We start from the raw sequence: 15,180 nt of genomic DNA on the forward strand, positions 1-15,180 counted from the left end.
AACCATTTCAATTCTTGTTTCTAGACAAAACAAGTTTAGAAGAAGTGGATGATGTAGTGCTTTTTATACCTAAATTGTGTGACTACCATAAAAAATATTATTGAAAAAATAAAAAGGGCCATCGCAAAAGCGATGGCCCTTTTCCCTTAGTGTCAATGCAGTACTTACAAATCTCTCAATCTGTACAGTAGTAGAATTTAACACCTATTATTATAATATTAGTTAGCTGTTACAGTAGTAGATTTAGTTACAAGGTTGCCTTGAATATCTTCTAACTGAATATCAGCAGCAGTGCCTGTAACACTTACAGTAACTGCTTGAGATGTGTTGTAAGTAGGAACAGTTAAAGAAATCTTGTTATCTCCTACTACTCCATCAACAACAGCAGTGTAAGCTACTGTATTTCCGTTAATTTTAACAACAAAGTCATTTAAATCTGCAGCTAGTAAAGTTGTAGCATCAACATTTTCACTGAAAGTAAGTTCAACAGAAGTTGTGCTTTCTTTCTTAGCAGATGCTAAGACTGGTTTAACATTATCTACAAAACCAGTTGTGATGTTTTTCGTACGATCTGCAGATGCAACTTTGCTTCCACCTGTAGATACAACATTATCAGAGATTGATAATACACCAGTACCAGAAGATGAAACACTACCATCTGGAAGTTCAATATCTACTGTATATTTATTTGTATCAAAGAAGATGTTAGTCCCAGCAGGTAATGCTTTACCGTTAAGTAAGTAGTTTGCTGCAGATACTGCAGTAGTAGTCATATCAGAGCCATAAACTACAGTAATAACGTTAGCCGCAGCTGTTGCTGTAGCAGTAACATCTGATGCTGTACCAGACTTACTAATTGTTACATTAGTTGCAGCATTTGAATTTGCAGCTAAGTCTTTTGCTGAACCAACACCCAAGTTAATTGTGTAAGTTCCTACATTAATCTTCTTAGTAGTAGCATCTTGAATTGCAGTTGATTTAACTTGAAGGATAGTTGGTTTTCCAGCTGCATCGTTAACAACTGTAGCACTTGTTACTGCCTGTCTAACGCCATCTTTATCAGTTAATGTGATTTTTGAAGCATCAGCAGATCCAACTGTAAGTTCTTCATTGAATTTGATGTTGAATACTTCATCAAAAGTTGCTGCTGCAGTATCAATGTCAACGATTTCATTAAAGCGAGTTACATTCGTTGGAGCTGTAGTATCTTTATTCAAAGAAACATTAGTTGTATATGCAGCACCGAAAAGGTTATTTGTAGATCCTTTATATCCAGTTACCTCTAATGTTACAACAGAAGATGACTGCCCAGCATCATATACTTTAATAGCGCCTGCATCAGATAGTGTAATTACATATTCATCTTCAGGACCAGCTGCTGGAGTAGCAACTGCAGTTAGGTTATAACCATTTTTCTTAACTGTAAAAGTAGCACCTGATACATTTTTACTGAATGTAACTCTTAGCTTGTCGTCAGTAATTTGTTCTACTTTAGATACAGTTGGAGCTAATGTATCGTCAGAAACAGTTACAGTTCCAGTTAAAACTGAAGAAGTATTTCCTGTAGCATCAGTTACACCGCTTAACAATACTTCGTAATTTCCGTTAGCTAAACCTTTTGCACCATCAGTGATAGTAATTGTTTTAGTTAAACCAACTACAGGTGCAACAACTTTATCAACACCGTTTACTTTTGAAATAGTAACTGTAGATGATACATATTCATCAAAAGTAACTTCGATGTTATCTCCATCTTTTTCTACTTTAGTAACTTTTGGAGCAACTTTATCAGAGAATACCCAAGTTTTTGAGTAATCAGCTACACCTGCAACTAATTTTTCATTCAAAACATTTTTAGATACAGTTAAAGTTAAAGCTTCATTATTAGCTAATTTAGCAGCATCAGTAAGAGTTAAAACAACTTGCTTTTTGCTGTCAGCTAGTTTAGCTGTAAAACCAGTTTCAGCAATACCATTTACACTAAGTTCATAGTTAGCTGCTGTTTCTGCAGTGACTTTATCAAGAGGTCCATTAAAATCAACTACAATCTCTTTACCGTTAATCGCACTTACTGATACTACTGACGGTGCAGCAGGAGCAAATGTTTCAGCACGGTAAACGAACAATGCGAATTGACCGCGTGTTACGTTTTCACCAGTACCGAATTTAGTAGCAGTCAAACCTTTAGCTACACCAGCTTCGTTTAATGCGTCAACATATTGTTTGAAAGTATCAGAAACATCAGTGAATGGGAATGTGTTTGTTGCATCACCTACGAATTTATAAGCGTTAGCAATAATTTTTGACATTTCTCCACGTGTAGTGAAATCGTTAGCGCCGAATTTTTCAGCTGTTTTACCAGAAACGATTTTCTTTTCAACTAGGAAGTTTACAGCCCATTGACGATCCTTAGGTACGTCAGTGAAACCAGCGTTTGCATAAGTTCCTGTTGGTGAAGCTCCTAGAGCTTTAGCGATCATTACTGCAGCATCTTGACGTTTGATTTTGTCGTCAGTACCGAATTTACCGTTAGGATATCCTTGTGAGATACCTTTAGTAGATAGGTAATCTACTGCTGTTTTGTATTGCTCTGCCACGTCCGAGAATGCAGCCGAAGCTACTGGTGCGATTGCAGATGCAACAAGTGTTGCTGTCGCTGCTGTTGCAACGAATTTTTTGTACGACTTTGGTTGATAAGCCATGTTGAGTATTCCTCCTGTTTTGTGTATAGTCTGTGTTTTGAGAACGGCAAAACCGCATCAAAAATATTTCACAGTTTAAATTGTACCAACATTTACAATTTTACGCCAGTTTTTTCTATTTACCTAGTAAATATATATCTTCTGCGCAAGAAGAAAGGTTTATAGAAATGGCAGTAAAAGGACAAAGTTTTACAATTAAACTCCTATTTATTCTAACAGATTACATTTACATTTCAACTATTTTATAGATATTACGACAAATTAACCTGATGTTATTAGGAAATTTCAGATTTTTCTAGTCTAACAGCCTATTTTTATAGGTCTATTAGCTTCTCTCTGACATTTAACATCGCTAAAATGGATGCGATATAGATAGAAACTGCTGGTGCAGTCAATACATGTCCTGCTGTGTAAGCTATTCCCACCGCCAGCAAGAAGGCCACCCCGTATAAAATATATAGATACGTAAAGTGTGTTTTAATATTTCGTACAAAATGTAGTAAAAACTTCCCTGTATACCAGAAGAATGGAGCCATTAAATAAAAGAAGCCGATCCATCCAAATGAATAGAACAAATCATGGAAGTCCATTTCAATCATTTTCAAGTCTTTTCCTGGTTCAGGTTCTTCATAGTTTCCTGCAAAGCCCATACCGAACAACTTTTGTGTGATTGGTGAAGAATTAAAATCTGCATTGAATTCTTTTTCATACTTTTCACGTGAACTGAAAATCAAGTTTTGAAGTTGTTCATTTGTTATTTCGGGATCGTCTTCGATAATTTCTTCCCCGTTGGCATCAAATTGGGGTTCATCATTCTCAGAATCTCCGAAAAGATCAATATTCAAGATGTCCAAATGAGCGTACATATTTCCGAAAACAGGTGTAAATGGTGTTGCAGCTGCAAGCAAAACAATTAATCCAAATGAAATGATCAAACTTGATTTTACTTGTTGCGTTTTAAGCTTCATGAACACATACATGATGATGCTACCAATCAGTACTGATAAAAGGACAACCAGTATTCCACCGTAACCAACCTTAGTTCCTAATGCCAGCATTCCTAGTGACAACATGACAAATGGAATCCAGAACCACGGTTTCTTAGCATTTGTTGTTCGTTCGATTGCATACAGTGCAAGAATCGGTAAGATAATCGCCATAATTGCCCCTATTTCGTTTCCTGCATAGAACCAACCGGAGTAACCAACTTTGGTATGTGCATAGTTGGATAAACTCGTGCCAGTAAGCTGAGCTATGATAAATACTGCGCCGATAATAAAGCCTGCTAACCACATATATTTCGTCGTATGTTTCTCGATATCCCAATCACGTGCTTGTAATTGTTTATACACAATCATGAATCCAAGGAACACGATATTGAAATATACTACTTTATTGAAGAACTTTAATTCCTGGAATAGATAATAAGGATCTTTAACGCTTATATTCAGGAAAATGTTAATACCAATAATTAGTGCTAAGCCAACTAGGTATATTATGTAGCCGCGTGCCAATTTATTCGAGCGGGCCATCCATAATAAAAATAAACCCATTGTTCCCATATAAGCAAAGCGGAGCATGACTCCGATTGTAATATTCGAGCCCAATAAAAGTTTGGACCCAGCTGTTAATACATCAATGACGGGTTGAAGCACAAGAAAAGCAATAAAATAGATTAGAAATTTAGTTTGATTCATGGCAAGTTAAAATCCTCTTTCGTTAGTTGTTTGTGGATTCAATTCATTAAAAATAGCTGAAAGCTTCGATTGAATTGTTGTTTGTTCATATTGTAAGGCGGTTTCATAAGCTGCTTGAGAAATCTTTTCATATTCTTCATTTGACAGTTCATCAAATTTAACCAATAAATCTTTTAATTGAACAGCGTCCCCTGGGGTAAATAACCATCCATTTTGACCATCTTGAACATAATCAAGGATGCCCCCTATTGCACTTGCAAGAATCGGAGTTTTGCATGCCATTGCTTCTAGTCCAACGAGACCCAGGCTTTCCCCTTTTCTGGTTGTCGGAAATATGAATGCTTCGATGACAGTATAGATATTTGCTAGATCAGATTGTTTCATCAAAGGATAGTGAATGATGACATCTTCAATGCCCAATGATTTCGCAAGTTCTTTAAATGCATCATCTTCTTTACCAGAGCCTACTGCAATAAAACGGGTACGGTCTCTTTCCTCTGGCTTTTCGTTCATATAAAACGAAATGGCCCGCAAATAATGATCCCAACCTTTTCCGACATCCAGTCTCCCTACATATCCGATATAACGGAAAGCAGGATCTAGTTTTAGTTGAGATAAAATATCTATACGTTGGTTTTTTTTCGGGTGGAAGACTTCCGCATTCACCCCACCAGATGGAAATACGCGTATAGGTGTTTTGACACCATATTTTTGTTGCACTAATTTTTCGTAGTAATGAGAAGGTGTAATTATGAGTGATGATTGTTGAAGCAGTTTTTTAACTGCCGGTTGGTATTTTTCCTGTGAAGCAACTTCCGGTACCACATCGCTACCATGAACATTTGTCACTATTCGGACAGAAGGCTTCAGCTTTTTCAACCATAATAGAGGCATGGCATTATGAGAAGCATAGTGCACATAAATAGCATCGTAGTTTCCAGTTAAACCTTTTGATAAGATTTTGCTGTAATAAATAGCGTAACCCATTATTTTAGACAGTTTAGATGTTTTCTTCTGTAAAACGGCTTTATCAACTTGAAAGCCTTCATTTTGTAAAATCTTTTCGGTGTTTTGTACAAAGACACCGTAACTTGGGAAGTTTGAGGATGGATACATATTGGCTACCAATAAAATTTTCATCTCTCATCCCCCTTTCCAATTAGTTCTAGACGCAAGTACATCGCGATTGCTCGCGATGTCTTATTCATACTGTTCAATTTTCTTTTTCATGTAGGCGATTAAATCATCTTTTAAATCTGGACGTTGCAGGGCAAATTCCAAAGTGGTTTCGACAAAACCAAGTTTTTCACCTACATCATAACGATTTCCTTCAAAAGCATATCCATAAACGCCTTGTTCACCGTTCAACTTTTCAATGGCATCCGTTAATTGGATTTCGCCCCCCGCTCCTATTTCCATCTCATCTAAATACTTGAAGATTTCAGGAGTAAACACATAACGACCAATAATCGCCATATTTGAAGGAGCTGTACCTTGTTTTGGCTTTTCTACGAATTTACGAACTTTGTACCGTGAACCGATTTGTTCAGAAGGATCAATGACGCCATAACGGTGTGTTTCTGATTCTGGAACTTCCATTACACCAATCACTGAGGAAGCCGTCTCTTCGTAGTTCTCAATCAACTGTTTCAAGCATGGTGTTTCAGCTTGTACAATATCGTCACCGAGTAAAACCGCAAAAGGTTCATCCCCAATAAACTTACGTGCGGTCCAAACAGCATGTCCCAATCCAAGGGGTGCTTTCTGACGAATGTAATGAATTTCAACTTTTCCGGATTGTTGTACTTCTTCCAATAAATCAAATTTCTCTTTTGCATATAATGTATTTTCAAGAAGTGGCGCAGAATCGAAATGATCTTCGATGGCACGCTTGTCTTTTCCTGTAACGATGATAATATCTTCAATACCTGAAGCAATAGCCTCTTCTACAATATATTGAATGGTCGGTTTATCAACAATAGGTAGCATCTCTTTTGGCATTGCTTTCGTTGCTGGTAAGAAACGTGTACCTAAACCTGCAGCTGGAATAATTGCTTTGCGTACTTTTTTCATCAACAATGCCTCCCTTAATTCTTGGAATCACCTAAAAGATATACATCAAATCCAGCTGCTTCCCATTTCGCACGATCAATACAGTTTTTAGTATCGATGATGATATGGTTGGTCATATGTGATTTGATTTCTTCAGGATTCAAGTCTCTAAACGCTTGGTGATCAGTTAATACTAAAATCGCCGAAGCATGTTGAAGCGCTACAAATTGATCTTGTGTCTGTTCCGGCAAGTTGTTGTGTTTAATATGTGGATCGTATGCTGACAAACTCATTTGTCGCTCACGAAGTTGTTCCACTACGTCAACAGAAGGACTTTCACGCATATCGTCAATGTTGCCTTTAAATGCTAATCCGAGTACAGCAATTTTCGGATCCTTAATGCCTTTTGCATTTAATATATCAGCCGTTAATTGAGCAGTATAGGATGGCATGCCATCATTTGTTTGTCGTGACAAGTGAATGAGCTTCGCTTGTTGCGGATCAAGTTCCACCAAGAACCAAGGATCAACTGCGATACAGTGTCCACCAACACCAGGGCCTGGCATATGAATATTCACCCGAGGATGGAAGTTAGCAAGCTTGATTGCCTCCCAAATATTCACTCCAATATTCTGTGCGATTTTTGCCAATTCATTTGCGAAAGCAATATTAACATCTCGGTATGTGTTTTCCATTACTTTTACAAGTTCAGCTGTCGTTGCATCGGTTTCATGCATCGTACCTTTTACGAATGATTGATACAGTGCTGTCGTTTGTTTAGCTGACTCTACATTGACACCACCAATAATACGGTCGTTGGAAACCAATTCTTCAAATACTCGACCTGGAATCACGCGTTCAGGTGAGTGGGACACTAACAATTCCATGCCAATTTCCAAGTTCGCCTTAATCAATTCAGGCATCATTACATCTTCTACCGTGCGTGGAGGAACAGTTGATTCCAAAATAACCAAGTTACCTTTTTCAAGGAAAGGAACTGTAGAAGCAGTAGCTATTCTTACATATTCTAAATCAGCTGTTTTGTCCGCTTTGATTGGTGAAGGAACAGCGATAATAAAGACATCCGCCTTGATTGGTTCTGTAGAAACAGTCAGTGAACCAGAATCAATCGCTTTATCTAAACGCTCCTGTAGACCGTTTTCTTCGATATGTAATTGTTTCTTTTGAATCATTTTAACCGTGTCTTCGTTAACGTCCACTCCGTGAACTTGGTGTCCATGATTTGCAAACATGACAGCAGTCGGTAATCCGATATATCCGAGTCCAACTACGCAAATGGTTTTTTTCATAAGTATTCTCCTTCTGAATGAAAATAAATTAGTTTCTTCTATTATAAGTGTGTTTTGTATTGGTCACTCAAGTACCGCAATTATAGGTACAGAAATCACACGATTTCAATGTTATTTCTTACCTATTAATACTCGCCATAAAAAGATCGGCAAGTTCATTTGACGCTTGATACGTGATGGGTTACTTGCCAAACGATATAACCATTCTAACCCAAACTTACGGAAAAGTGCGGGTGCTCTTTTGACCATTCCCGAAAATACATCAAAACTCCCACCGACCCCTTGAAAAACAAGAACGTTTGGAAGGTTTACCAGGTCCCTCTTTATCCATAGTTCCTGTTTTGGGCTGCCGAGTGCAACGAATAATATCTTCGCTCCACTTTCATGAATACGTTGTACCAAAGCTGCCTCATCTTTCTCATAACCATTTGTATATCCAGCAACGGTCAGAAGCGGTCTCTCTTTTTGAATCTCTGAAATGGCTTTAGTCACGACTTCTTCTTTTGCCCCATAAAAATAAACCGGATGGCCATGTGATGCGGCGAAGTCCAGCAGTTTTCCCATCATGTCTACCCCAGTAACACGGGAAGTAATCTTGCCACCTCTTAGTTTTGATGCCAATAGGATACCAACGCCATCAGGAATCTGGAAAGTTGATTCATTAATTAACGTTTTCACTTGTGGATCCCGATTTGCAGTTATGACTTTTTCCGGGTTTACTGCGATAATTGTTGACTGCTCATTACGAGCCATTTTCTGTTGTAATTCACTGATAATTCCTTCATATGTTAATGGCGATACATCCACGCCTAAGTAGGTCTCTTTCACTATTTACAGCCTCATTTCGTTCACATTCAATTGATATAGTATAGCAGATTCTTTGTTTAGTTGCATAGCATCCGTGACAAGTGATAAAATTTGGACATAAGACGCTTTCACTTCGTTGTGAAAGCTTTTGTTATGGAAATTAAAAAGATAAATTTCTGTTATTATTATGTCTAGCTACAAGCGCCAGCTCACACTTAAGCTTCAGAAACTCATTCGGAAACAGGTTTCCGATTCGCTTCTTCCAGCGCCAGATCCAGTTGCACAGGCCAACCCGCTCCTAAGCTTCGCAACTTCATTCGAAAACAAGTTTTCGATTCAGTTGCTCCAGCGCCAGAGTCGGATTAGATTGGCCTGTTCCACATTTTAGAGCGTTGAGCTATAGTGGCGCTTTCCGCTTTTCTTAAGAGGAGGACTTCATTTGAAAATTGTATTATCCGGCTTCTATGGTCTTGGTAACACAGGAGACGAAGCGATACTAAAAGCGATCGTAGATAATCTGCGTTCTGAATTAAACAATCCTGAGATCACTGTGTTTTCCCTATCGCCTGAATTAACAGCGAAGGAACATGGCGTGAAATCTGTTTATCGTGGATGGAGACATCAAAATAAGGAAAAAGTAAGAGCGTTGCGTGATGCAGACTTATTGATTTCCGGTGGTGGCGGCTTGCTTCAAGACACTTACCCAACGAAGTTTTTATTCGGCCCGCTTCCTTATTATTTACTAATTGTGTTCTTAGCTAAACTTTGTGGAGCAAAAGTAATGTTCTTTTCACAAGGAATCGGCCCTGTTACCTCTACATGGGGTAAGATTTTGATGAAAATCTTTGCTAACCTGGCTGACTTCGTTACAGTTCGTGACCAATATTCAAAAGACTATCTGCATTCACTCGGTGTTAAACGACCTGAAACAGTGGTGACTGCTGATATCGTTTTCGCATTCCGAGCAGACGAAGAAAACTCGGCATATGATTCACTTCCTTTAAAAGGTGACGAAAAAATCGTTGCCGTTACTGTACGTCCATGGTTTGAGCATCCGGACTACATTGAAAAAATGGCTCATTTATTAGATGAGTTAATTGAGCAACGTGGCGTTACACCGGTTTTCGTTCCAATGGAAGGAAAATATGATGTACCTGCTTCCAATGATGTATTGTCACATATGAAACACGCAGACAAAACGTATATGCTTGGTTCGGATTTTTCACCAAATCAATTCCTGAACTTTATCCGCCATGCGGATTTAACTGTCGGCTTGCGTTTACATGCTTTAATATTCTCAGCACTCAGCAATGTTCCTCATCTTGGATTCAGTTACGATAAGAAAGTAGAAAGCTTTCTAAAACGTTCTGGCATGTGGGACTATTCATTCCGTTTAGGTGAAATTGATCAGGCAAAACTTCTTGAGAATGCCCTTTATTTACTGGACAACAAAGAAGCTGCACAGAAAACAATGGAACCTAATGTCGATCAACTTCGTCGTGAAGCTATGCGCAACTTGGATTTATTAAAAGAAAAATTCGGAAACTAAAGGAGATTGTCATTCATGAAAATATTATTAGTCACGTCGTATGACTATCCTCATTTAGGTGGCCTTTCGACACATATGACAACATTACAATCCGGGCTTGAAGCTCGTGGACATCAAGTGGATACTTTATCTTTCTCTGATGTACCAAAATGGAAACGTGATTTTATCGCACGTGGTCCGTCGTTTATTTTAAACAAGATTTCTTTAGGTGCTGGTTATGTGTGGACGTTAGAACGTCGCCAGGCATTCCTCGAAAAAATGTTACGTGAAGATAAATATAAAGCGTATGACGTAGTTAATGCGCAAGACGTATTCGCCACTCGCGCTTCTCTTGCAGCAGGTCTTCCGACAGTTACCACTGTTCATGGTTATTTAACGTATGAAGGTATTTCAAAAGGATCTGTTGCTGAAGGATCAAAACATGCGGACAAGCTAATGGCAGTAGAACGTGTAGGTTACACGGCTACGCGCGAAGTCATTACAGTTGATACACGCATTAAAGATTATGTGAAGCGTGAAACAGGCGTTGACGGAACAATGATTAAAAACTTCATTGATGTAGATTCATTTAAACCAGAAGTTGAACGTCGCCGTGAATTCCGTGACAAATATGGCTTAAATCAAGATGAACTTATCTTCTTTGTTCCACGTCGTTTAACTCGTAAAAATGGCGTTATTTATCCAGTATTGTCATTCCCGCCTGTTTTGGAGAAATTCCCGAACGCTCGTGTACTATTTGCAGGCACAGGTGAAATGTTTGATGAAATCAAATCTAAAGCTGCAGAACTAGGCGTAGCAGATAACGTTACATTACTAGGAGCCGTAGCTCATAAAGACATGATCGAGTACTTTGCTCTAAGTGATGTTGTATTAGTTCCTTCTATATATAGTGCAGGAGTTGAAGAAGCGACATCCATTTCTGCTCTTGAAGCAATGGGCTCAGGTGTACCACTAATCGCTTGTGCTGTAGGTGGATTAAAAGAAATTGTTGACCATGAAAAAGATGGTCTACTTGTTGAAGAAAGAAACATTGAAGATCTTTCAAATGCCATGATTCACCTTCTTGAAAACCGTGAAGAAGGATCACAGCTGGCTGATGCTGCGCGCAAAAAAATCGTGGACCAGTATTCTCATTACGCAGCTGCCGAAAAATATGAAAGTATCTATAAACGTGCAATCTCTAAATAATCTAAGGCTCCTTGCTCCTATAGCAAGGAGTTTTTCTAAATAGGTAGGTGTAAGATGAGTAACTTGAAGAAAGCAGCGTTATGGTCAACAGGACTTGCTTTATTACTGAAATTATCAGGGTTCGTTCGTGAAGCAGTAGTCGCGAATGAGTTTGGGGCATCAAATGAAACAGATGGCTACTTCCTCGCTTTCGGTTTTATTACATTAGTGGTGGCCATGATATCTACAGGCTTCAATAATGTATTTTTGCCAATGTATATTAAACGTAAAAAAACTGGATTGGATACTAGTGAACAAAATGCGAATGCCCTCCTGAACTGGACAATGGTCATCTTTGGTTTTATCAGTATTTTGGGATGGTTTTTTGCGAAACAGTTTGTTCCCGTCATTTATCCCAATATGAAGGAAGGCATAGAGCCATATGCCGTTGAAATGACTCAGATTTTCTTTGCATTCATGATGTTAATCGCGTTAACCGGACTATTGGATTCCTATCTTCAGTCCCGGCGCATATTTGTACCTTCACAATTAGCGAAGTTGTTAGCTACATTGATGGCAGCCATTTTCGCCATTTTCTTCAGTGAAGTATGGGGAATTTATTCACTGGTCTACGGATTTTTATTCGGAACGATTTTAGGTGTTGTTATTCAGTTATACTTCCTAGGTCGTTCCGATTATAAATGGCGTTTGGATTTCACCATGGAGCCGGATTTCAAGAAAGCTTTCATTATATTGATTATCCCTTCTTTATTGAACTCTGTGGTTGGACAAATAAATCTGTTCGTCAATAAAGCTTTCGCATCTGGTGTGGGTGTCGCTGACGGTGCTGTTACGTATTTAAACAACTCATCGCTTCTAATCAGCATACCAAATGCGATTTACGCGACGACTCTAGCCGCGATTATATTCACTTTGATGAGTGAACAAACGGAAGATATTAAGAAATTTAAAGATACTTTTTTCCGTGGTATGGAAATTTCTCTTGTTACGTTGTTACCAATTACAGTGGGTTTATTGGTTGTTGGTGACGCTGCTGTGTCGTTCATTTATGAGCGTGGAAAATTCTCAGCGCAAGATACAGATAATACGTATATTGCCTTGTTATTTTACCTACCAATTATCGTTTTCCAAGGCATGCAATTGATTCTATCCAAGTCGATGTATGCGCGTGGGAAAACTTCTGTTGTGTTCCGAATCAGTGTCACGACAATTTTATTAAACTTCTTATTAAACTGGTGGTTAGTTGATGATTACGGCTACCCTGCACTCGCCGTCTCGGCGTCAGTAGTCAGCATTTACTACTTTACCGTGTCTATGATTGTGGTATACAGAGATTTAGGAATGTCTGAATTTGCTCGATTTGCTCGCATGAGTGTCAGAGTAATCATACCTGCAGTCCTTATGGGGCTTGTGGTTTGGGGAGCTAAGATTGCTTTAGGTGCAGAGGATTGGTATTCGCTAATCCAGCTAGCAGTGCTTGTGCCAATCGGTATCATCGTATATGCAGCGTCATTAAAAGTCACTTACCCGACTGGCTTCAATCGCATGTTGAGTATGGTGAAACGATCTAAATAATAGTTAGTGAGCTTTTGGCCAGTGCCAGAAGCTTTTTCTTTTGATAAAGTCATTGTTAGACAATCATCATGAGTGAGGAGGCTCGCAAGTTCGTCCGAAGAAAAGAATCTGATTCGCTCTAATTTATATATAAAAAAATTGCCTTAATATAAAACTCAAAAGACCGTTTCGTATAAATACGAAACGGTCTTTCCTATTTGCTAGTTAATTTTCTTTACAAGTGTGTTGTTTGCATCTTTTTCACGAATCCACCCGAAATCTGCAGGTGAATTTTGATCTGATAACACTTTAAACCACTTATATCCATCCGTGCCAATGATTTCATCTAAAATCACCAATGGATAACCAAAGCTATTGTTAGCACCTAAATCTTTTGCTTTGTATGTGAATAATAGATTATCTGATTTGACTTCAGGAGTAGACCTCACGTTGATTACACCATTATGAGCTGTCATTGCCAATTGTTTCGCATTTACTCCACTATCCTTGTAACCTAGTAAAGTATCCCCACGCCACATATATTGAGCAATCTTAGCTCCCCAGTTTGGATCAGAAGCATAATGAACATTCATACCTGAAGATTTATTTCCAGGTGCCAAACCTTTAGCATATGAGCCAGTAGGTGGACCATAGTTTAAATTCACATAACGTGTCACGAATGCCACGACACTATCTTCAGGTTTGATATATGATTCTCCATCTTCAGGTGTTGAATCGAATACTTTAATACCGAAAAGATTGTTCTTCGTCTGTGCATTCACACTCATTCCTGAATCACTCTCATGCATCGCCGCACTAAGGATGAAGAGTGCGTTCACATTATAAATACTTTCCACTTCTTTCAAGAAAGCACCTAGCCCAATCAGCTTCGATTTGGTTAATGCCGTAGGATATTTTGAAGAAACAGTCTGTAAACGATCCATAATATAAAGATTCAATTCATCTGCTGTATAGTTCGTTTTACTTCTTGCTGATAAGTATTGGAAATATGGATAGTGCTGACCTGCGAAAACACCATTTTCATGATAGAAATTGACGCCATCCTGAGAATAATATTTTTGAAGATTCGTCATAAATATTGGTGCAGGTCCAATTTGATAGCCACCATAACCAAATGACTTATTGGCATGATTATAAGTGAAATGTGTTAACACACCTGTAGATGACGGCATGTAGTAATCTTTATTTGTAATCAACTCTTGCGGAATATATTCAATTTCACTTTGTTTTGCAAAACCAATTGTCCCACCAGCTTGAACTTTTACATATCTGTCATTGGACTCTAGTAATTTTAATTCTCTACCATATTGAATATATGTGGCTTGTTTTGAAAAACTAGTATCTGAATAAATGACAGTTGTTGATCCTGGCGTGTAATGCTTTGCATAAGCAAGACCTTCTTTAATTTGAATCATTTCATTACCTTTATAGATTGCTTTGGCAGAAGGGTTACTTCTGAAAGCAGAAGCTGCAGCATCGTATGTAATATATTCCGATTGCCCTTTCACAAGTTGACCATCTTTAATGATGGCATTGTAGTATTTAGTTGTATCAATAGGTGGCTTAGGTTCAGGTGTTGGCTCTGGAACCGTGGGTGGTGTTGGCACATAGCTCTCTTTCGCTTCTAAGAAACGTACGATAAATGCGGCTGCTTGCGCTCGAGTCGCATTAGATTTCGGTTCAAATCTCATTGTCCCATCGTCATTCGGAATACCGTTTATAATTCCGTAATTAGTTGCATGAAAAATTGCTAATTTCGTTCCTGAGGTCATTAAACTAGCATCTGAAAATAGGGTTTCTTTTTTAACTAATTCCATTTTACTGTAGATCAATGCATTTTCAATGGTCAAAGCAACTTGCTCACGTGTAATCAAGGCATCAGGATTAAATCTATCTGATGTTACCCCTTGCATAATACCTGCACCGGCCACAGCATTAACTGAAGTAGCCAATGTCATATTTGGTGTGACATCTTTAAAAGTGGCTTGTGCTTCAGGTAAATTCAAAGCCCTTTTTATGAATGCTGCAAATTGAGCACGTGTTACTTGTTCTTCTTGGCCGTATTTTCCTTCTCCATAACCTAACAATATTCCCCGTTTAACAGCTTCTCTCATCTCAGGTGCTAAAGTACCGGTAATATCATCATGGCTATCGGCTTTTACTTTTTGTGTCGTCAATAACATCGTAAATGCCAACGTGAACATGACCACAAGAAGCAAACCCTTCTTTATATGTTTCATTCTCATTTCCTCCAATTATTGTGACTATTTCCATTTTAATAGAATAATTGGTATAATAAA

Annotated in this window: 10 protein-coding genes; 3 read left to right on the forward strand and 7 right to left on the reverse strand. The window is 38.3% G+C overall.

Going from position 1 to position 15,180, the window contains the following annotated elements:
- Positions 1-218: 218 nt before the first annotated feature.
- From HMPREF1210_RS07710 to HMPREF1210_RS07735, 6 genes are all read right to left on the reverse strand, one after another.
- Complete coding sequence (locus HMPREF1210_RS07710) at positions 219-2,702, reverse strand: S-layer homology domain-containing protein (RefSeq protein WP_016428085.1); 2,484 nt, start codon at positions 2,700-2,702, stop codon at positions 219-221.
- 314 nt (positions 2,703-3,016) lie between these two features.
- Positions 3,017-4,399, reverse strand: a complete 1,383-nt coding sequence (locus tag HMPREF1210_RS07715) for an O-antigen ligase family protein (RefSeq protein WP_016428086.1) — start codon at positions 4,397-4,399, stop codon at positions 3,017-3,019.
- Positions 4,400-4,405: 6 nt separating this feature from the next.
- Positions 4,406-5,539 carry a glycosyltransferase family 4 protein gene (locus HMPREF1210_RS07720; protein ID WP_016428087.1) on the reverse strand — a complete coding sequence of 378 codons (1,134 nt, stop codon included), beginning with the start codon at positions 5,537-5,539 and terminating at the stop codon, positions 4,406-4,408.
- Between the two features lie 60 nt (positions 5,540-5,599).
- The gene (galU, locus tag HMPREF1210_RS07725) at positions 5,600-6,472 is read right to left on the reverse strand and encodes a UTP--glucose-1-phosphate uridylyltransferase GalU (protein ID WP_016428088.1); all 873 of its coding nucleotides are present in this window, start codon (positions 6,470-6,472) and stop codon (positions 5,600-5,602) included.
- A gap of 14 nt (positions 6,473-6,486) precedes the next feature.
- Positions 6,487-7,761: a nucleotide sugar dehydrogenase gene (locus HMPREF1210_RS07730; protein ID WP_016428089.1), complete on the reverse strand. Its 1,275-nt coding sequence runs from the start codon at positions 7,759-7,761 to the stop codon at positions 6,487-6,489.
- Between the two features lie 111 nt (positions 7,762-7,872).
- Positions 7,873-8,592 carry a WecB/TagA/CpsF family glycosyltransferase gene (locus HMPREF1210_RS07735; RefSeq protein ID WP_036659447.1) on the reverse strand — a complete coding sequence of 240 codons (720 nt, stop codon included), beginning with the start codon at positions 8,590-8,592 and terminating at the stop codon, positions 7,873-7,875.
- 415 nt (positions 8,593-9,007) lie between these two features.
- On the opposite strand from HMPREF1210_RS07735, the gene csaB reads away from it, so the two are divergent.
- From csaB to murJ, 3 genes are read left to right on the forward strand one after another with little or no spacing between them, the layout of a single operon-like run.
- Positions 9,008-10,117 carry a polysaccharide pyruvyl transferase CsaB gene (csaB, locus tag HMPREF1210_RS07740; RefSeq protein ID WP_016428091.1) on the forward strand — a complete coding sequence of 370 codons (1,110 nt, stop codon included), beginning with the start codon at positions 9,008-9,010 and terminating at the stop codon, positions 10,115-10,117.
- A 15-nt stretch (positions 10,118-10,132) separates the two neighbouring features.
- A complete protein-coding gene (locus HMPREF1210_RS07745; RefSeq protein ID WP_016428092.1) occupies positions 10,133-11,305 on the forward strand; it encodes a glycosyltransferase family 4 protein in 1,173 nt (390 codons plus the stop codon).
- Between the two features lie 54 nt (positions 11,306-11,359).
- Positions 11,360-12,880 (forward strand): murein biosynthesis integral membrane protein MurJ, encoded by a 1,521-nt coding sequence (gene murJ, locus HMPREF1210_RS07750; protein WP_016428093.1) that lies wholly within the window; start codon positions 11,360-11,362, stop codon positions 12,878-12,880.
- A gap of 200 nt (positions 12,881-13,080) precedes the next feature.
- Here murJ and HMPREF1210_RS07755 read toward each other — a convergent pair whose 3' ends face one another.
- Entirely contained in the window at positions 13,081-15,120 is a 2,040-nt protein-coding gene (locus tag HMPREF1210_RS07755) for an S-layer homology domain-containing protein (protein WP_016428094.1), read from the reverse strand.
- Between the last annotated feature and the right edge of the window lie 60 nt (positions 15,121-15,180).

The sequence above is a fragment of the Paenisporosarcina sp. HGH0030 genome (genome assembly GCF_000411295.1).
Lineage (GTDB): Bacteria > Bacillota > Bacilli > Bacillales_A > Planococcaceae > Paenisporosarcina.

What these genes read in the sequence shown, in the direction of transcription:
- HMPREF1210_RS07710 (WP_016428085.1), bottom strand. Translation starts at nt 2,702, where the DNA reads ATGGCTTATCAACCAAAGTCGTACAAAAAATTCGTTGCAACAGCAGCG.
- HMPREF1210_RS07730 (WP_016428089.1), bottom strand. Translation starts at nt 7,761, where the DNA reads ATGAAAAAAACCATTTGCGTAGTTGGACTCGGATATATCGGATTACCG.
- HMPREF1210_RS07755 (WP_016428094.1), bottom strand. Translation starts at nt 15,120, where the DNA reads ATGAAACATATAAAGAAGGGTTTGCTTCTTGTGGTCATGTTCACGTTG.
- HMPREF1210_RS07745 (WP_016428092.1), top strand. Translation starts at nt 10,133, where the DNA reads ATGAAAATATTATTAGTCACGTCGTATGACTATCCTCATTTAGGTGGC.
- murJ (WP_016428093.1), top strand. Translation starts at nt 11,360, where the DNA reads ATGAGTAACTTGAAGAAAGCAGCGTTATGGTCAACAGGACTTGCTTTA.
- HMPREF1210_RS07715 (WP_016428086.1), bottom strand. Translation starts at nt 4,399, where the DNA reads ATGAATCAAACTAAATTTCTAATCTATTTTATTGCTTTTCTTGTGCTT.
- galU (WP_016428088.1), bottom strand. Translation starts at nt 6,472, where the DNA reads ATGAAAAAAGTACGCAAAGCAATTATTCCAGCTGCAGGTTTAGGTACA.
- HMPREF1210_RS07720 (WP_016428087.1), bottom strand. Translation starts at nt 5,539, where the DNA reads ATGAAAATTTTATTGGTAGCCAATATGTATCCATCCTCAAACTTCCCA.